Origin of the sequence: Bacteroides reticulotermitis JCM 10512, from assembly GCF_000517545.1 — a bacterium.
Lineage (GTDB): Bacteria > Bacteroidota > Bacteroidia > Bacteroidales > Bacteroidaceae > Bacteroides > Bacteroides reticulotermitis.
Genome location: NZ_BAIV01000019.1, coordinates 61,538 through 81,228, shown reverse-complemented (window position 1 = coordinate 81,228; position 19,691 = coordinate 61,538). Strand labels below are relative to the sequence as shown.

Genomic DNA, 19,691 nt, shown 5'->3' with positions numbered 1-19,691 from the left:
ATCATTTTCGTTTTATTAATTTATTCTATTCAAGAATCAGCTTCACATCTGCAGCCTTGAAATAAGTGTTACTAGATTTAATGGTAGTAAGGAAGCCTATTACCACATCCGATGCATCGTCCAGCGTGAAAGAAGGAGTCTTCATAATGCCCTCTACACCATCCTTATCCCAATCATTGAACGCCACATAAGTCCCGTTCTGAGCAGTTATGGTAGATAGATCTGTCGGAATACTCGTCTCAGCAGCTCCTTTCACGATTAATGCCACCACACGGTTTCCATCTTTATTGGGTACATAGGTTCCGGTGTATGATATTTCCATTCGATAAGTTCCTTTGCGAAGTTGAGTGGTCTGCCAAACTTTAGCGTCTATAAGGTCTGTTTTACCCCAGCCCTTTTGGAACACAAGCCAAGAAACCCCGTTCTTTTCCTGTCGGCATCCGGTAGGATTCTTCATACTTTGATTCCAATCATTCGGATCCGTCCATTCACCTGTACCGGTGGTTGCGAAAGGTTGCTTGTAGTTCTGTAGATAGACCATTGTCACGTCGCCTTTCATTGTAGGATTGAACAGAGCCGATCCTTTCATTTCATATCCACGGATCGTAACAGTCACATTGCCTGACGCATAACCCACAGGGGTAGTTGCTTCGATTGTCTTTTCATCAATCAAGGCGATGTCGGTAGCCGGAGTACCGTTGAAGTCTACTGAAATCAGATTGGCATCTGTTCCGAAGTTTTCGCCCAATATGGTAACTTTGTCACCCGGTTCGGCAACACCTGCTCCCGATTCGTTATCCGACACTACAGCCTGAATATGAGGTGTGGGAAGCACCGTGTATTGTCCTATCACACCTACCTCGTTAGTCCAGACTTGCAGAGTCACATCGCCACTTACCGCATTTTCGGGTACTTCTACCGCTATGCGATTGTTCTTACACATCAGGACTTTCGTCGCTTGCACTCCTCCAAAGAGTACTTTTACCGACTCTGTACGATCACCGAAGTTCGTCCCCGTAATAACGACTTGGGAAGTAACATACCCGATGGAAGGAGTCATCCCCGACACCTCTGGCATCGGATACACATATTTCTTTATTTGCGGGTCTTGCTCACAACCGACTATCAGCATGGAGGTCACCATCGCCAATAGGTGCAAAGCAAATGTATTTTTCAATAAATGTTTCATATACCTTTATTTACTATTTTAGTATCGACTATTTGTTTGTTAATATCCCGGGTTCTGCTTCAGATTTGGATTCAAATCTATCTGACGCTGTGGGAGCGGATAGAGATAGTGCGCTTTACGAAGCGTACAGTTTGATGCTGGGATCAGCACGACACAAGATAACTCGCCATTTCCTGTTGCCACCGACGCTTCACCATAACGGTAAGAATCGGGACTGTATGTAGCAGTTATCACAGAACCGGATGCGTCTTTAAACGGAGTGGCATACCCTTGCTGGCCTACCACCATTCCCAAACGGGACTGATTCAAAGTTTTCTCCAGTATGCCCCAACGCTTGAGGTCGTCGTAGCGGAAACCTTCCAGGAAAAGCTCTACAGTTCGTTCACGGCGAATCTCTGTCAGCATATCCAATCCGTTATTGTCTGCTAACTCATTCGTTAAATGAGCTACACCGGCACGATCACGTAACTTGTTGATGGAAGCGTTTAATTGATCATTCGTAATCTTACCATTGCGTTCTACCAATGCTTCTGCATAAATAAGATACACCTCTGCCAATCGGAGTATAGGATAGTTAGCCGACTCTTCTTTGTCTTTTGCGGTTGGACAACGGAACTTCTGGTCACCATAACCGGTAAACCCGATTGTACCTGCCAGATTGATGGTTGATCCCGTAGGGTCTCCAACATAGGAATTCAAGCGATAATCGCGATTCTTGAACTCATCTCCCACTTTATGATAGCCCTGAAACTGAGCATTGCCCGTAATCGGAAGGCCGTTGGTGCAAAGGAACATATCTATGAACTTCCGCGTAGGATAGATATACGACAGGATGTTTTTATTCAATTCTTGTGCACCCGGATTTGCTACGCGGTCGAATACCGAATAAAGGATAAACTCCTGATTCGTATCCCGTCCATAGGCACCCGGATTACTTTCCGCATTCTCAATACAGAATAAATAACGGTTGCTCAGATTCTTTATATCAGGATTGGTATTATAGTTCCAAAGTCTGAAGGCCGAATCATCCATTACTTCTTTCGCCAGTGTGATAGCTTCATCCAGGAACTCATTCACCTGATCGCGAGCCGGCCCTGCAGAACCTACATAATCGGTAGATGTACCATTGTACTTTCTCCAAGTCGCTTCGTAAAGCAAGACACGTGCTTTGAAAGCCTTCGCAGCCTGACGACTGATATGTCCTTTATCCGCAGATGCAATATTTTGTTCAATCGGTAGTGACTCAATAGCTTTATCAAGATCGGACAGTATAAAGTCTATCACCTCATAACGACTGTTTCGTGGGTTTTTCAATCCGGATGAACTGGTCGTATATACTTCAGTAACAATAGGAACACCTCCAAAATATTTCAGCAAATAGAAGTAATTATAAGCACGAAAGAAGTGAGCCGCACTCAAATAGGGCTGAATTTCCCTGCGATCTCCCTGATAAGAATCGCCTCTTTGCAGTAAAATGTTAGCTGTACGAATGCTATTGAAAAGGTCCCAACGTCCATCATCAGAAATGATAGAGATTGATCCACATCCCATATCCGTTTGTTCACCGTTACGGCTTGTTATTAAATCGGACTGAAGATCCATATGTCCGGTAATGCCTGAACGCCATCCCAACAACTGTGAGTAAAAGCCATTTGCATACTCCTGAAAATGTGTTGGGTTCTTGAAGTAGGCTTGGTCTGTTTTCATATCAAGCGGGTCCAGATCAAGGAACGTATCCGCACATGAAGAGAATGCTATCATGCAAGCGCAAGCCAATATATAAGTTATCTTTTTCATATGATTGTCAATGTATTAATTATAAAGTAACATTAAGTCCGAATGACCATGTGCGGGCAAACGGGTATCCACTTGTATTGGAAGCTGAGCCCATTTCCGGGTCAAAGCCATCACGAATACTGGTAGTTTCCCACAAGTCGTTGCCGGAGAAATAAACACGTACTTTTTCCAGTTTCAGTTTGCGTGTCCATACCTGTGGTAATGTATAACCGACAATTAACGTTTTCAAACGAATGTAGCGGCTATTCTGGAGCATAAAATCATTCATCTGGTAATTCCAGGCCGAACGATTCGTATTATTAGTCAAACGCGGATACTTAGCGTTCGGACTATCTTCCGTCCAAGTCTGACCGAGGAATGTAGGATTCTGGTTGGTATAGATTGTACGGAACGGATAAGCCATCCAGTCGTTACGCATGATATATTGCTTACCAACTCCTTGGAACATGGCATTGAAATCAATTCCTTTCCATGAGCCGCCTACAGTTAGCCCATAAACAAAATGCGGATTGGCATCGCCCATAAACTGCAGGTCACTGTTTTCCGAGCCAATATCTGTGATTTTATAATCACCATTCAAATCAAGGCGTTTGGTATCGCCGGGACGCAGTTCCGCTTCAGTACCCTTTCCAGCATTAGTCAAGGCACCTCCCTGGCTACCATACAACGCATAGTAACGATCGACTTCTGCCTGATCCTTGAAGTATCCGTCGGTGCGGTAAAGGAAGAAAGCATTCAACGGATATTCGTTCACTTTTCCATTCAGTCCACCGCCATAGCTGTCTGCTCCTTCCAACTTTTTCAACATACTCTTTGTATCACCGATATTAAAGTTGGCATAGTAAGAGAAGTCTTTTATCTGATCACGCCATCCGATGGTAAACTCCCAACCTTTCACATTCAGATGTCCGCTATTGGTTTTAGGAGCCGCGCCACCCAATACACCGGGATAAGTAACCTGCGACAACATTTCGGTGTTATCCTTCATAAAGTAGTCGAAAGAGGTTGTCAGGCGACTGTCAAGGAAATGTAAGTCAACACCTAGGTTCTTTTGCGTCACCCGTTCCCATACATTATCCATTGTCACCAATCCGTTACGTCCCAAACTTGTACTGACGAACTTTCCAGGGGCGAGTCCAAAAGCCGTAGAACCTTGAGAAATAGATGTAACATACTCAAAATCACCCAAGCCTGCATCATTTCCGGAGCCACCATAGCTGAAACGAAGTTTACCGAAATTCACAACAGGAGTAATCGCTTTCAAGAAGTCTTCTGCCGTAAATACCCAGCCAACAGATCCGGATATGAAATTCTTATACTTATTTCCTTTCGCGAATTTGGAGTTTCCATCACGGCGTCCAATCAATTCTACGAGATACTTTTCCGCATAATTGTAGTTTAACCGCATTATGTAAGAATAATATCCGTTCTGAGTCTTTCCGCCGGCATTACCTTGAGCTCCGGAAGCGAGATTCAAATCATATACGCCTGCATCTTCCATCTTCTCCCGGGCAGCAGTCATATTCTTATTCGTCCATTTCTCAGCATTGATACCAAACATACCTTCTACGTTATGAATATCGGCAAACGTACGTTTATATCTCAACAATCCTGAATAATACTGATACTGACGATTATTAGCTTGCATTAAGTACGCAGGGTTGTGAATATCTTTCAGGTTCAGCACATCTTCGGGATAGATCAATGACTGCTCTGTGTTTTTTACTATTTTATCTGCCGGATTACCAAACCAGTCATATGTCTGCACTGGGATGACATAACGGTCACGGCGATATTCTTCGTTCTGCAAAGAAGCCATTCCCTCAAAGCTGAATCCTCTCCAAATATCAACGATTGCTTTCACATCCACACGGGTAGTTAAATTCGACCGTTCATCACGTCCGCCATCCGACGTAGCAGCTACCGGTTGGCGGTCGCCTACCTTTCCATAGTTAGCGTACCACTGCCCATAAGGGTTCTTAGCCGGAAAGAACGGAGGTTCGTTTCCATACATCGAAGTATCGATACCCGAAGAAGGCATATCGGTATTTGTTTTGATTACACTGGCAGAGGTTTCCAATTTGAACCAGTCAGTCAGTCTGATCCCATAGTTCAAACGTAAATTCAACTGTTTCTGTCCGTCGTATGCGGTCGCTAAGTTTGCCTGATTATCTGCATACGCCAAAGATATGCGATAATCGGTTTTCTCTGTAGCACCGGCTATACTCAGGTTGTGTTGATAAGAGTAACGACGAGCGAACATCTCTTCCAGACGGTTAGCGTTTCCAATGAATAGATCATAGCCCCAGTCTTTTGCATTGGTATGGTAGATCCCTTCAATGCCTTGTTGCATCTTCAACAGGTTTTCTTCCGTGCTCCAGTTCCACCAGTTCTTTATTTTCTGCTCTTTGTTGGCTTCCAACCACATACTTGCATACTCCTGCATGCTTGGAGAAAAGGCCATGATACCATTGGTAGTGAAACGCATATTGAAGTTATAATCAACCGTCACTTTACCTCTACCTTTTTTAGTTGTCACCAGAATCACACCGTTAGCAGCACGTGCACCGTAGATAGATGCAGAACCGTCCTTCAGCACACTGAGACTCTCGATATCATCAGGGTTCAAATTCTGAAAAGCCACATCATTCAATGCCGGTACTCCATCAATTACGATCAACGGACTTCCACCATTGACAGATGTCAGACCGCGAATCTGGAATTTCAATCCTTCATTACCCGGACGTGAAGAAGAACGGGTTACCACTAAACCAGGCGTTGCTCCTTGCAAAGCAGCACCCACATTGGTGATAGCACGACTCTCCAAAACTTGACTACCGACCTGTTCGATCGCTCCGGTCAAGGTGGCTTTCTTTTGCGTACCATAACCTACTACAACCACTTCTTCCAAGGCGTTATTGTCTTCTTTGAGGGTGATTTTGAAGTCGGCACGGTCTTGAATGTTAACGATTTGGTCGACATAACCGATGTAGCTGATCTTTATTTGTTTGGCCTCAGCCGGAACATGGAGCGTAAACTGACCGTTTATATCCGTAATCACACCCGCATTATCTCCGACAACGACTACATTGCAACCGATTAACGGTTCACCATTCGCATCCGTAACAAGTCCTTTGATTGTGCGACTTGCCTGGGCGACAACCCAATTATCTTCCACAGAGCCATTTGCATAGAGAGCCGCACCGGGTGAGCCGCCCAACAGCATGGCAAAAGCCAATGCAACTCCTCTACTACATAAGAATTTGGATTTAATTTCCATAATACTATTGTTATTAAAGTTAAATATGTTTTTCCGAGCCGGTTGTTTAGCCGACCTTGGAGTATTCGTTCTGCAAATACGTGCGTACGGTTTTACGTGCCAACAACAACTGACATTCTACGGTACGAGGGGACAAAGAAAGTTTCCCGGCAATGGCGGGACATGATAGTTCCTGATTGAAACTTAATTCATAAATCTGCCGACGCTTGGGTGGGAGTTTTTCCACAACTGAACGATGCATCTCTTTCAGTTCACCATATTGCACCGTCTCTTCGGTGGTGCTCCGGCTTTCCTCTTTTACATTATTATATAGATAGGCAACAAAGTCTTCCTGTTTGTAGTAACGTCGTATTTTATCGGTCACGATGTTACGGGCGATGGTGAAAAGCAGGGACCAAACAGTCTCTTTATTCACAAAAGCCCTGTACTCCCATAAACGCACGAAAACATCTTGCGCCAAATCTTCCGCCTCATAGGAGTTACAAATGCGGATAGCGATATAGTTTTTGATATATCTCTGATGTTTGAGGTAACATGCAGAGAAGAAGTCGTCAAATGTAGCTGGCTGTTTATTCATGGTATTAAATTTATCCGTTTAACGATGTCACAAAGGTACAATGCAGCATCCTGAGCGGATAACAGAAAAGTAACAGATAAGAGCATTATGGTAACAGATGCGTGTTTTCTCACTAAAATTGCGTTCGGAAGTGGTTTGTGCTTGCTGTCTCTCAAAAAAAGAACAGGAGTTTTGTTCGTTGCAACATGCTCCTGTTCTTAAATTCGTATGGATGATACCTGGTTATTATTTCGTCCGATGCTCCTCTGCATATTGCTTGGGCAGCATACCGAACATCTCTCTGAAACACTTCGAAAAATAACTGGGTGAGCTAAAGCCTACCTGATTGGCTATTTCGACAATGGGCAGTCGGCTGCCTTGCAACAGTTGAGCGGCGCGCTTCAAACGAATGCTCCGAATAAAGTCGGTCGGCGTATTGCCGGTTATCGATTGCAGTTTGCGGTACAAGCTCATACGCACCATGCCTAAGTCACGGCTCAGTTCTTCTACGCCATATTCCGGGTTATCCATATTCTTTTCAATATATTCCAGACTTTTCTGTATCAGTTGCTCATCGACTGAGGTTATCGTAATCGCACTCGGATTGACTTCGATATTCTTCCGGAACTCCTGTTTCCTCTTTTCCTGTTGTTCGATCAGTTTCTCGATACGCACCATCAACATATCGAAGTTGAAAGGCTTCGCCATATACGAATCCGCACCAACCTCGTAGCTGTTGATCTTGATATCATCCGCCGTACGGGCAGTCAACAAGATGACGGGAATATGGGATGTGTGCACATTGGTCTTTATCCGGCGGCAAAGCTCGATACCATCTACCTTGGGCATCATGATATCACTGATTATCAAATCGGGATTCTCCTCAATCGCACACTTTGCTCCTTCTTCTCCATCACCGGCTTCTATAATCTGATAGTAATCTTCCAACTGCTCTTTCAGGAAAGTACGGAACTCTTTATTATCCTCTACCAGCAGCAACTTCTTGCGTCCATCTTCTTTTTTACCGACCGGGGACGCAAGTACCACCTCATCCGGATTCAGCCCGGAATCTATTTCGGAAGAAACATCCTCCATCCCGTCGGGTTTCAGATCCATCGGAAGCCATACGACAAACACGGTTCCGCAATCCATCCGGCTCTCCACAGTAACTCTGCCGCCGTGGATGTTGACGTACTCTCTAACCAGATGAAGTCCGATACCGCTCCCCATCTTATCGTCTCCCGAAGTACCAACCTGATAGAAACGGTCGAAGATATAGGCAGATCGGATTCGGATATGCCGATTCCGGTATCTGAGACCTCAATCCGAACGTAGTCTCTTTGTTCGATCTGTTCAATGGAAAGTTGCAAGTTAACGGTACCTCCCTCGGGAGTAAATTTAAAAGCGTTAGAAAGCAGGTTGTTGACGATCTTGTGTACCTTGTCGCGATCGAAGAACATATAAAGTGCCTTGTGAGGTGTCTGATTGACAAAGTTGAGATGCTTTTCCACAGCCATCGGTGTAAAGTTGTTGTAGGCCGAAGTGACAAACTCCTCCATATCTCCGTTCATCAAGTGTAACTTCTCTCCCTTCATCTCCAGTTTGCGGAAATCGAGTAACTGATTAACGAGTCCCAAAAGACTTTGGGCATTCTTATAAATGGTAGTCAGTTGTTTCTTTGTCTTTTCATCCGTCATGCGGCGAACCATCATATCCAACGGGGTGATGATAAGCGTCAGGGGGGTACGTAGTTCGTGACTGATATTCGTAAAGAAGCGGAACTTCATCTGATCTAACTCCTCTTTCTGCTTCAGCGCTTCTTCTCGTTGCATACGAAGCATCTTCCGTTTATTCCGGCGGTTCAACCTGTAAATCACCCCGAAAATCAAGAAGCAACTCAACAGGGCATAGAATATACGAGCTGCCAATGTATCCCAAAACGGAGGATGAATGAGGATTGTAAACTCGGCTTCCGGTCCCCATACTCCATCGTTACCTGCCGCCAAAACACGGAATACATACTCGCCGGGAGGAAGATTGTTGTAAGTCACACGTCCATGTCCGTTTTCGAACAGGCTCTCCGTCCACTCTTTATCGAACCCTTTCAGAATATAGCGAAACGAGGTTTGCGAAGGATTCGGGAAGTTTAGTCCCGAGAATTCAAGCGTAATGAAGTTCTCGTCATAGTCGAGTTCCACTTTATCCGAATAGCCGAGAGCCTTGTCGAACAATACACGTCCGTTGTACGCTTCGCCCGAAGCAATCGGGGTGTTGAACAGTCTGAAAGACGTAAATAAGGGACGGGTAAGGCACTGATTATCGATCAACGTTTCGGGTGAGAAGGTGATAAAGCCACTCATCAGGCCGAAGTACATTTGATTGTCATGCGTAATCAACGAAGGAAAGCTGAACAGATCGTCCTGCCGTATTTCCGCCTCGGACAGGTAGCTGATCACATGGAACTCATAGCCCTCCGTCTTCCTTTCCACCTTTATTTTATAAATACAAGTAACCGTAGACACCCAAATGTTATGTTCTTTATCCTCCACTACATTCAGAATCGCACTGGTAAACCCATCTTCCTTCCCCAGAATGTAACTCTGATTATTGCGCGTCAATATATTCAGTCCGTATTGGGTAGCGAACCACAGGGTGCCTTCATGATCTTTCAGGATCTGATTGTATTTGTAACTGCCCCGACTAAAGATCGAGTTAGCCTGACCGGGCTGTTCCTGTGTCCACACCGTATTCTTCTCCGGATCGAAAATGTACAATCCGTTATCACTCCCTACAAGCAACCGGGATTGATTATCGATTGCCAGCGTATTGGCCACCTTATACTTCTTAAGTTCCGGAAACTGTTCGGACAATAAGGTAATCTTGCCACTCTCCGGATCGAGCAACCCGACTCCTCCGTATATACTAATCCAGAGCCGTCCTGCCGGGTCTTCGATCATGACTCGTATGTTGCTGTAATCCTGTTCGTTCTGATAGTCGGTATCCGGATAGGCATAAGCCCGTACTTTCCCGTTATCAATGCAATAGAGTCCGTCGTGATAGGTTCCTACCCATATACGCTTCTTGCTGTCTTCATAAAGTGTACGGCAATTCTTCTGGGTAAACTCCTGATGATACATATCCATGCGCTGGGTCACGGGATCATAGCGATAGAGCCCCTGCACAGCTCCCATCAGGATCTCGCCTTTCGAGGTTTCCAACATGCAACGTATTTCGTCTCCATGCCAAGTTCCTCCCGTCGCCTTCTTATTATGCAACTTGAATTTATTCATGCTGGGATGATAGTAACAGATTCCCTGATTAAACAACCCCATCCAGACAGCGTCGCTTTCAGGATCGCAATAAATGCTCTGTATGCCATTCCGAATGAATTTGCCGGATAACAACGGAATATCCAAAGACTGATGCACGGAAAAGTTGTGCATATCAATCACATAAAAACCGTCGTTCACGGTACCAACCCACGCATTGCCTCCTTTATCTACATCCATCGATGTAAACCACGAATAATGACCTAGCCGGATGCTGGAAATCGGATTCCACTTTTTGTTGAACACATCGTAATAGCCTATCCCCCGGTCCCACATCAACCAGAAATCGCCATTGCCAAGTATCTTCAGTATGATCCGATCGTCCGGCTTTAGTTGTCCCTCCAGAAAGTCGACTTGCTTCACAAAGCGTTTCTTCTCCTGATCGTAGCAACGAATAATGCCTTTCTGGTGAACCATCCAGCTATATTTCCCATTACTTTCAACCCCCAACAGTCCACCGTAATACTCCATGAACTCATCATTCCTACCAACCAGTTCCAAGGTCCCCGGCTCGCTGTCATACATATAGATGGAGGAGCATGCTGTCAGGAACCAACATCTCTCTTCGGCATCAACAAACATATCCGCCACCTTTTCTTTCAATCCAAATTGCTGAAACAGGGAGTCTATGTTGTAGATGTATTGCTCGGTCGTTAAGTCGAATACCCGCAATCCGCGGCGTTCCTTCATCCACAAACGTTTGTCCGCGTCCATGTATTGTTCGGGAATGATGTGATTATAGGAAATGGGATACTCTCCCCGAAGATTAAAAAGATAATCCGAGCAGTTTGTTCCGTCGTATAAGCTCAACAGTACGGTGCTGCGAATGCCAATGCGTCCGTCCGGAAGCGGAAAAACGCTCTTCACATAATTGTCAGGCAGCCCTTCGTTTACACCGATATGGCGGAATATATAAGGTGATTCCTGCGAACGAATATGTTCCGGGAATAGAAGCCCTATTAACAAAAGCACCGGCAAGTATAGTTGTGTTCTCATAGTTTTCATTCTTTATTTATCACGACTACCTTAGTATACGAACCAAAAGTCAAACTCCCGTATTCCGTATCTGTTTTTTTAGCTGTGATGATGAGCAAAGATAAGGTTTAGCAAGCAAAGTAAAGTCTAAAAGAGGGAATTAAGTGCCCAAGCATCTCGCATCTCACTCTCTTATAGTAGCTTAACTTTTTTACGGGCAATTATATTGTGCGCAATCTAATTGCCCGCTATCTTTGCGGAATAAAATAGAATTCAATGCCACAACAATTAAAATTAGCCAATCAGGTTTGCTTCCCGGTATATATGCTGGCCAAGGAGATTGTGAGTCGCTATCGACCTTTTCTCGATAAATTAGACATTACATATCCTCAGTACCTGGTCCTACTGGTACTTTGGGAGGAGGATGGGCAAACAGTTTCGCAGATAGGTGAAAAACTGAATCTCGACAGCGGGACGCTTACTCCATTGCTAAAGCGCATGGAGCAAAAGCAGCTGATTGTCCGGACACGAAACATCGAAGACGAACGCAGTGTGAACATTACGCTGACACAACCAGGCAAAGAGCTGCGGGAAAAAGCTTTAGCAGTTCCCCAAAAGCTTGTGGAAGCAATGAAAGTATCCACAGAAGAATTGATGCAATTAAAGAAAATAATCGATCATATATTATCAAAAGTAGAAACTAAAGAAAGGTGAAAACGTTGTATATTATCGGTGTCACACCCACCGGAGCGTAGAACGAAGATGCAAGAAACAATTTAAAATAAGTAGGAGTATGCATATCATCGCAATTATTCTGACTGCATTCGTAGCAGTCGAGCATCTATACATTCTTTGGATGGAGATGTTTGCTTGGGAATCTGTCGGCAAAAAAACATTCGGAGGTTCTTTACCACCCGATTTATTTAAGCCTACTACGAACTTAGCAGCCAATCAAGGGCTTTACAACGGTTTTCTGGTGGCAGGCCTCACTTGGTCTTTTCTCATTGACGACTCGTTATGGAGCACCAATGTGCGGTTGTTTTTCCTAGGTTGTGTCGTCGTAGCCGGTATTTTCGGCGCGCTGACCGCAAGCCGGAAGATATTCTTTCTACAGGCATTGCCTGCACTTTTAGCAATTATATTTATAATCATTTCAAAATAAACAGATATGTCATTAATAGAAGATTTAAAATGGAGACATGCCGTAAAGGCATATAACCCCGCAAAGAAAGTAAGCAAGGAAACAATAGACAAAATCGTGGAAGCTGCCCGTTTGGCACCAACTTCTTCAGGATTACAACCGTTCAAGGTTATTGTAGTCGAGAATCAGGAAATCAAAGAGAAGCTGGTTGCCGGAGCCTTGAACCCCGAATGTATGAGGGATTGTTCGCATGTCATCATCTTTGCCGCATGGGACAAGTACTCAATGGAACGCATCGATAAGATGTACGACTTCACAACCGATGAGAGAGGGCTGCCCCGAGGAAGATTCAGCTCGTACACCGATAAGCTGAAAGCAATTTACCTGAACCAGCCGGCAGAAGTAAACTTTGCTCATACGGCCCGACAGACTTATATTGCGCTGGCAATGGCCTTGGCGCAAGCAGCAGAACTACGAGTAGATACTACTCCCGCCGAAGGATTCGACAATCAGGTGGTAGACGACGTACTCGAATTGAGCAAGTACGGTTTGAAGAGTGTTTCGCTGATGTATGTTGGCTATGCTGACCCTGCAAACGACTGGATCGCTCCGATGAAGAAAGTGAGAGTTTCAGCAGATGAGTTCGTCATACGGTTCTAGACGAATTTCTAACTCATAGATAAAGATAAAGGGAGTCTTGTTTTGATCTAAAACAAGACTCCCTTTATCATTCTTTTGGATCAGATGAAGCGGATGTGAAGCTTCCCCCGAGCATTTGGAAAAATCGACCGCTTCTCCTAAGTAAATTGAGTACTCATTCTGAGTAAATCGACCGGTGTAGTTGAGCAAGTCGACCCCTTCTCTTAAGCAACTTGAGTACTTGTCTCAAGCAACCGAAGCCTTTGATTAAAGTTACTTGAATTCCAGCATATTAATACTTAGCAGATAGACTATTAACACATCAGAACCAAGCTATTAACGTTCCAAGGCCTGACTAAAGCAAACGGGCACAAGCCCGAAGACTAGCGCACCTTAACTCCTTTGATAAACTCGTTCTGAATAAAGGAATCGATGCTTTTCATTTTGGTTCCGTTAAGCATCACGTTCTCGAATGTGACATTCCGGATACCACGTTCTGCATCCAACCCCTTGATTAAAGAAGGATTCTCGCCTACCCCGTTGTAGGTAATGTTACGAAAAGTCACATCCTCAATGCCACGTCCGGGTTGTTTATCGTATTTGGGATTGAAACGAACACGAATGTGGAATAATCGCCCCTCCTGAATACTTTCCACACGGATGTCTTCAAACAAAACGTTCCGCACCAGATTCTTATCACCGCAGTCGATCGCCATGCAGCCCTGATAAAGCGGATCATCTTCATCCTGCTCCAGAATATCGACGTTGCGAATCGTTATATTTTCAATCACTTCTCCGATCTTGTCCGCCGGATTACCGTGGCCGCCAATGTTGATCGGGTGAGCGATATCCGCCCATAAAACAGCATTTTGCAAAGTCACGTCCCTGCTACCTCCGTAGTAATTCCAACGATGGGCGTAGATGGCGATGCAGTCGTCGCTATTACGCATAAAGACATGGTCGATAAGCACTTCATTGCAACACATCAAGTCGATTCCGTCGCTCCATCCTTTGCAACTGAAAGACTTCAGGTTTTTGATAGTCAGTCCGGTGCTTTCTCCTCCGAACACCGTATAATGATCGGGATTCACAACCGTAATTCCATCGATCAATACGTTTTTTGAGTGCGTAACTTCAATGCCGCGAATGGGATGATCGAGAATTCCCCGACCGATTACCCGTACATTCTCAGCTTTATCGATCAAGAGTTTTGCCTTCACAATGGCTCCCGGAGCCAAGTAGACCGTAGTGTTGGAAGGTATTTGTATTTGCGTATTCGGCAAATCTTCCGGTCGGTGAATGCCGGGACCAAAATAGATCACCTTATCACTGCTTTCCGTATAGGTTTCGGTTTCCAACGGATTGGCAAACAGGTGGAGGTTGTGCAGACGGTCGCCGTTAAACTCGACCGACAGGTACTGTGGCTTTTCCAACGTAAAGAGAATAGTATTGCGGTTTACCGTATGCTGCACTCCTTTGACCAACGGGCGAATCTGAACATCCTGAATCAGTCCGTTATTCTTTTTCACCATCACTTCCACGGGACTGCCCATATCGAACTGTACCATGGAGGCGGACTGCACATTGTCCATATCAACCTGCACATTGTATTCAAATAGATCACTCCATTCTCCTCCGGGAACACGGACCTTCACTGTATAATCGTCGTTATGCGGCATGCCCACATTAACCCTTCGGATAAGTCACCAATTGAGCACTTGCCCAAGTCGTCAAGACAAGAGAGGCTGCCAAGAACCATTTTCTTTTACCTGATAGAATTGCTGTTATATTCATTTCGATTACTATTTTCATTTAGTTTGCCATACTTCTTCCCTATTAATTACGAACAAAGGCAAAGAATTACCTACCAGACACCACTTTTTTATGGATATGAGGGATTATCGGCGGGATAACAGCCTATCTGTTACCGGCTAAACGAGTAAATAGTAGAAATTAGAAACGATACATCGTACCCAACAAAACATTGGCACTCAAAGAGGTTGTTTCTCCCTGTCGCCCATCCGTTTTCGCATTATACATATTGAGCAGAGGTTCCACGAACAGATCGAAGTGCTTCGACAGAGTCAATTTGGCTTGCGCGCCGACATTGCCACCGAACGAGACTTTGGCGGTTGGCGCTGAAGAGGTATTCAAGCCGACTCCGACAATTCCACTAAGGGTAAAACGCCGATCGGGTACATATCCGTTCAGCAACGTGGTCATATCCAACAAGTAGTCGGCATGAACCTGGGTGTGATTGACACGATCGACAGTACCCGCCATTCGCAGATCGGCATGGGTTACGCCCAAGCGGATACCCGAAAGAGGGGTGAAATAACGTCCAATGGTGAGATCGGTGCGGAAAGAAAAATCGTTTCTGCTCGCACTGTTATTGTGAAGTCCCGTGCCTGCGCCTAAAGAAACAAAAGTACGGGGTTTGAAGTCCTGCGTCAAAGAGCGCATTACGCGCCCGGCTCCACGAGGTTTATAGGTAACACCACCAAGCAACGCCACGACCCGATCGGGCCGTCCGTTATCTATTCCATTGAATCTATCGGCACGTATGCCCACTTTGGGCTCGACAAACAAATCGAGCGAACGGGATACATTAAACTTCAGTTGCGCACCGGCATCTATACCGGGAATAACCGCGAAGTCGGAATGACGATACGAAGTACCGATCGTAGCACCGACAAAAGGTACTACGTCGATCACGTGGGTGGTGCTATATCCTTTGGCCAGGGTAGCCAGACTCATCATATAGTCTACTCCCACCCCTGCATAATGCATTCTTTGCGACCGAGTAATATCCATACGGGCAACCGTTCCGTTCACCCGCCATGCCGATAAAGGGGTAAACCATTTGCCGACACTGACCTGCATCCCCGTCCCCATTCGCTTGAAAAGATCCTTATTGGCAACAAACATACCACTCGCTCCACCTGCTACCGAGACAAACATACGTCGGTCATTCTCGATGAAGCGACTGCGATAAGCAGCCTTGGAATAAGGCGTAAAGCGATAATGAAGTCCGGCACTCAGACTAAACAAGACATCTTTCTGCATAAAGCCCAGATTGCCTTTCACCATTTTGTCGCCATACACACGCACCTGAGGTTCGAGATATAAACCCAAAAAGTCGTTCAGATGCCATATACCCTGCAACCCGCCATCAAGTCCCGGCGTCCATTGCCGGTTGGACTTAGACGTATAAGCGAAGTTCACCCCCGCCGAGCCGATCAGTTCGAAAACACGTTCGGGATTGTATCCGCTCATTGTAGAAGTGATGTTCCACAAATAATCGATTCCGGCACTTATATGAGCGTGTCGTTCCCGACTGGGAGAAGCGCTATAATTGCCAAAGTATCCGGCTGTCCCCACCAGCCTGAGTCCGGAAGAGGGAGAAAGCCACTTACCGAGTGTAGCTGTGGCGATGGGTCCCCAAGCTCCTCCTTTCTTTAGATTGGTTTTATTCACAAACAGTTGCGCTCCCAATCCGGTAGTCATAAACAAGTTGTCGGTGAATTTTCGGCCTGTAAATTTCGTTCCGGTAGATAATTCCCTCCGATCTGTCGCATGATAGGTCAAACCGATGTTCAACTCGCCCAACTGATCGGAATTAAAATATCCCCGACCACCGGCATACCGTTTACCATATACGTTCAGTCGGGGTTCGACAAATAAGTCGACCGACCGATTCAGTCGAAAGCTTCCCTGCATCCCCACGCCTGCACCAAGCAAATAGTTAGCCGTTTTATCGGTTCCTTTCACACCTGTTACATTCACACCTGCCACACCCGAAAGCGTAAAGAAACGATCTTCATCATATCCCCACAAAACGTTAGTCACATTTAGCAGGTAGTCGGCACGCGCGTCGACATGTTTCAGGTAATTACTTTCACTTCCGGCGGGCGTGTCTCCATATCCCACCACTCCCGACAAACGAAGTCCCGAAGACGGACTGAACCATTTACCGATAGCAGCTGTAAAATGTGGTCCCGCTCCTTTGAGTGAATTTTTAATTCCCGGTACTTTCAGCACATTGACTCCACTCGAAAAGGAGACGAATGTATGATTCCAGAACGAGCTCCGGTCGAACTCATCCGTATGGTTCCGGGTAGCAATAGGAATAGTGGGCATATACGTCAGACCCGCCAATACCGTACCCGTCATTCGATAGTTTCGCCAACTGTCGGCATGCGTAAGCGCGTCATTAGCCCAGCCAATGCGAGGCTCCACAAAAAGATCAACGGACGGAGACAAGCGCACGCTCCCCTGTAAGCCCAGATGTCCGCCTCCAAACAGCTTACCACGTCCTTCCACCCTCGAATAACCCGCATCCAAACCTGCCACGCCAATCAGTTCGAACACCCTCTTCTCGTTGTATCCGTAAGCCAGCGCAGACATATTCATCAAATAGTCCAGGCTACCACCCAACTGTTTGATTTTAGAATTGTAGTAGTTGGTAGCATATAGGCCATATTCACACCCAGCCGAAGCCCGTGTACGGGCGTGAACCACTTGCCCACGAACAGATAAGCGTTCATTCCAACGGAAGCACGTTCTTCCGCATTCGACAGCAGATGGTAAGGCCCGATTCCGGCTGAGAGGAAGAGGTGTTCATTCCATCGGTTAGTAGTAAATTTCTCGTTCGCAGGTCTCTTCTGCAACATATATTGCAAAGCACCGTAGTCTTGTGCACGCAGAGTAACCGCAGCAAACAACGTCCAGACAAGTATAGTAATTCGCGACATTCCGATCATTTTTCCAAGGTGTTTTTAATTTTCTGTTCTTCCGGAAGGAGGTCGATTATATCACCGTCTATCCGGGCAATCTCTAACAGCGAAGGGTCTAGGGAGAGCGCAGCTTCGATATTCAGTATCGCTTCGCCGATCTTATCCAACCGATTGGCAGCAATAGCTCTCACGTAATATTCTTTAGCCGAACCGGCATTCAACTTAACAGCTTTCTCCCAAGCCTCCTCGTTCTTCTTCATGGCCAGCAACATCACTACTTCGTTTAAAGGGCTGGTCGAAGCGACTCGTTCAAACGCTTCTTCATGGCTACCCGACATAGCGAGTACAATCGCTTCCAAATCGGCGGGAACGGTTCCGGCAGGTGCCAGAGTTAATACCGAATCGGCTTTCATATATTTACCCTCGTGTAACAAGGCAATGGCTTGGTTGGACAGCAGTTCCACCGGAGCCGATCGACCGACAAACGGGGCAAGAATGGAAGCATCGGGCGTATCCCTGGCAATATTCAGCACCGCAAGTTCATTAGCTGCATAGGTAAATCCTTCGTAGGCTTCGATCGCTTCCTTGCCATATTTCTCTTTTTCCGCTTGCGTTTCCGCCGTAACCAGAAGTCGGTAATATTCAAAGCGGGTCAAGTCATGCGGTTTCTGCCGATAAAGCGCTTTGATCTCTTCGTCGGTCAGCGAACGGAAGATGGAGTAGCCATAAGTGTATTGCACCTTACGTAATTTAGGCAGGTAAACAGACAGTATTTTATCGTAATAAGAGGTCGACTTAACAGCCTTGTTCAACCGGTAGGTGCGTTCGCCATATTGTTTGATCAGGCCTTCTATCTCTGCCGCTTCTTTCACAAGCCCGTCTTTCCGAAGCAATCCGACAACGTCTTTCCACGGAGCAACCTGAGCGGCGGACTTTAGTTCCAATGCCTTGCGTGTAGACGCGTCCAGTTGGGAAAGGATTCGTTCCAACGCTTTGTCGGTTCGTAGCCCTGCCAACTTCTGGTTATTCTCATAACCCCCATCGGGGGAGGCAATTCCGACAATGTGAAAACTCCGAAGCGAAGCGTCGGGGTTATTTTCGATCGCCCGCAACTCGCTGTTTAAACGGTTCAATTCGATTTGATTCCGGGGATTCCGATCGTCCAGACTGGCCTTACCTACCAGAAAAGTAAGATTCACTTCTCCTTTCGTATCACGCAGTTGCATGATCGGTTTCGGGATATAACGCTCGTCGGTAAGGCTAAATGCCGAAAACTTATATTCGAGGAAACGCAACGGGTTGACCGTTCCCCGAGCTATCGAGAAAGAGTCCCGATAGACAATATTCCGATAGTTCTCCATAGCTATGTGAACGTCGGCACGGTAATCGTGTTTCAGGTTTTCGATATACAAGGAATCGTGATAAGCAATCACATCACCCTGCCGGGTGGAGGTTTCTTTTACCCGTACATAGGCATTCAGCGGATCACGATCGGGTTCGTAATCATACATACGTTTTTGGCTGACGTGATAGTCTTCACCATCGAAAACCACGGGTTGCATCAACAAACGTTTCTTTTCGGTAACGTCGTAGATAGAGGGCTGAAGGATAAGTCGCCGATGTGAGTTGAACATCTCTTTCGGGACAGGTACCCGGGTTTTCAGGTGGAAGTAGTTGCCCTTTATTTCAATATCGGTCGGTTCGGGAACCACCTTGTTCTTCACTTTGGAAATCACCGTAACTTCATCCAGAGCAAAAACCGCCTCTTTCAGTACCACGTCAATGATTTGCTTATTTCCGATCTTCACGGTATAGTCTTCGTATCCGATACAGGTAAATTTCAGCGACGCGTTTTTATCGGCCAGCACACTGTACCGCCCATCTTCGTCGGACATATCAATACGTTCTTTCTTCTCCGAACTAAAAACATTGGCATTCGGAACACCTTTGCCGTTGCGATCGGTTATCTGCCCTTGCACACGTATGCGCTGAGCCGATAGATTGACGCAACATGCCAACATTAATAAAAGAAAAACTCCTGCTGACCAA

General features: G+C 45.8%; 10 protein-coding genes and 3 pseudogenes. 3 read left to right on the top strand and 10 right to left on the bottom strand.

The annotated features are described in order from the left end of the window. Nucleotides 1-25: 25 nt before the first annotated feature. The 6 genes and pseudogenes from JCM10512_RS12485 to JCM10512_RS24855 all read right to left on the bottom strand — a co-directional run. A complete protein-coding gene (locus JCM10512_RS12485; RefSeq protein ID WP_044163481.1) occupies nt 26-1,189 on the bottom strand; it encodes an IPT/TIG domain-containing protein in 1,164 nt (387 codons plus the stop codon). 39 nt (nt 1,190-1,228) lie between these two features. Beyond that, the gene (locus JCM10512_RS12480) at nt 1,229-2,986 is read right to left on the bottom strand and encodes a RagB/SusD family nutrient uptake outer membrane protein (RefSeq protein ID WP_044163479.1); all 1,758 of its coding nucleotides are present in this window, start codon (nt 2,984-2,986) and stop codon (nt 1,229-1,231) included. Between the two features lie 19 nt (nt 2,987-3,005). Then, entirely contained in the window at nt 3,006-6,266 is a 3,261-nt protein-coding gene (locus JCM10512_RS12475; protein WP_044163477.1) for a SusC/RagA family TonB-linked outer membrane protein, read from the bottom strand. A 46-nt stretch (nt 6,267-6,312) separates the two neighbouring features. Beyond that, complete coding sequence (locus JCM10512_RS12470) at nt 6,313-6,843, bottom strand: sigma-70 family RNA polymerase sigma factor (RefSeq protein WP_044163476.1); 531 nt, start codon at nt 6,841-6,843, stop codon at nt 6,313-6,315. 225 nt (nt 6,844-7,068) lie between these two features. Next, a pseudogene (locus JCM10512_RS25090) lies at nt 7,069-7,836 on the bottom strand (response regulator transcription factor); the annotation flags it as partial. An 80-nt stretch (nt 7,837-7,916) separates the two neighbouring features. Beyond that, nucleotides 7,917-11,147: pseudogene (locus JCM10512_RS24855) on the bottom strand (sensor histidine kinase); the annotation flags it as partial. 255 nt (nt 11,148-11,402) lie between these two features. Between JCM10512_RS24855 and JCM10512_RS12460 the strand changes: the two are divergent. The 3 genes from JCM10512_RS12460 (at nt 11,403) to JCM10512_RS12450 (ending at nt 12,927) form a co-directional block, all read left to right on the top strand. Continuing rightward, nucleotides 11,403-11,840 carry a MarR family winged helix-turn-helix transcriptional regulator gene (locus tag JCM10512_RS12460; protein WP_044163474.1) on the top strand — a complete coding sequence of 146 codons (438 nt, stop codon included), beginning with the start codon at nt 11,403-11,405 and terminating at the stop codon, nt 11,838-11,840. Nucleotides 11,841-11,919: 79 nt separating this feature from the next. Continuing rightward, nucleotides 11,920-12,288 carry a DUF1304 domain-containing protein gene (locus tag JCM10512_RS12455; RefSeq protein WP_044163473.1) on the top strand — a complete coding sequence of 123 codons (369 nt, stop codon included), beginning with the start codon at nt 11,920-11,922 and terminating at the stop codon, nt 12,286-12,288. A 6-nt stretch (nt 12,289-12,294) separates the two neighbouring features. Then, nucleotides 12,295-12,927, top strand: a complete 633-nt coding sequence (locus tag JCM10512_RS12450) for a nitroreductase family protein (RefSeq protein ID WP_044163472.1) — start codon at nt 12,295-12,297, stop codon at nt 12,925-12,927. A gap of 362 nt (nt 12,928-13,289) precedes the next feature. On the opposite strand, the pseudogene JCM10512_RS12445 reads toward JCM10512_RS12450, so the two are convergent. The 4 genes and pseudogenes from JCM10512_RS12445 to JCM10512_RS12435 form a co-directional block, all read right to left on the bottom strand. Continuing rightward, nucleotides 13,290-14,700: pseudogene (locus JCM10512_RS12445) on the bottom strand (glycosyl hydrolase family 28 protein). Between the two features lie 159 nt (nt 14,701-14,859). Further along, nucleotides 14,860-17,343, bottom strand: coding sequence for a hypothetical protein (locus JCM10512_RS12440; RefSeq protein WP_244437164.1), 2,484 nt, complete (start codon nt 17,341-17,343; stop codon nt 14,860-14,862). Then, entirely contained in the window at nt 17,319-17,660 is a 342-nt protein-coding gene (locus tag JCM10512_RS23940; RefSeq protein ID WP_244437163.1) for a hypothetical protein, read from the bottom strand. The genes JCM10512_RS12440 and JCM10512_RS23940 overlap by 25 nt, the downstream gene beginning before the upstream one ends. 5 nt (nt 17,661-17,665) lie before the next feature. Further along, nucleotides 17,666-19,663 (bottom strand): tetratricopeptide repeat protein, encoded by a 1,998-nt coding sequence (locus tag JCM10512_RS12435; RefSeq protein WP_394354198.1) that lies wholly within the window; start codon nt 19,661-19,663, stop codon nt 17,666-17,668. Nucleotides 19,664-19,691 lie beyond the last annotated feature (28 nt).

What these genes read in the sequence shown, in the direction of transcription:
- JCM10512_RS12485 (WP_044163481.1), bottom strand. Translation starts at nt 1,189, where the DNA reads ATGAAACATTTATTGAAAAATACATTTGCTTTGCACCTATTGGCGATG.
- JCM10512_RS12480 (WP_044163479.1), bottom strand. Translation starts at nt 2,986, where the DNA reads ATGAAAAAGATAACTTATATATTGGCTTGCGCTTGCATGATAGCATTC.
- JCM10512_RS12475 (WP_044163477.1), bottom strand. Translation starts at nt 6,266, where the DNA reads ATGGAAATTAAATCCAAATTCTTATGTAGTAGAGGAGTTGCATTGGCT.
- JCM10512_RS12470 (WP_044163476.1), bottom strand. Translation starts at nt 6,843, where the DNA reads ATGAATAAACAGCCAGCTACATTTGACGACTTCTTCTCTGCATGTTAC.
- JCM10512_RS12460 (WP_044163474.1), top strand. Translation starts at nt 11,403, where the DNA reads ATGCCACAACAATTAAAATTAGCCAATCAGGTTTGCTTCCCGGTATAT.
- JCM10512_RS12455 (WP_044163473.1), top strand. Translation starts at nt 11,920, where the DNA reads ATGCATATCATCGCAATTATTCTGACTGCATTCGTAGCAGTCGAGCAT.
- JCM10512_RS12450 (WP_044163472.1), top strand. Translation starts at nt 12,295, where the DNA reads ATGTCATTAATAGAAGATTTAAAATGGAGACATGCCGTAAAGGCATAT.
- JCM10512_RS23940 (WP_244437163.1), bottom strand. Translation starts at nt 17,660, where the DNA reads ATGTCGCGAATTACTATACTTGTCTGGACGTTGTTTGCTGCGGTTACT.
- JCM10512_RS12435 (WP_394354198.1), bottom strand. Translation starts at nt 19,663, where the DNA reads ATGTTGGCATGTTGCGTCAATCTATCGGCTCAGCGCATACGTGTGCAA.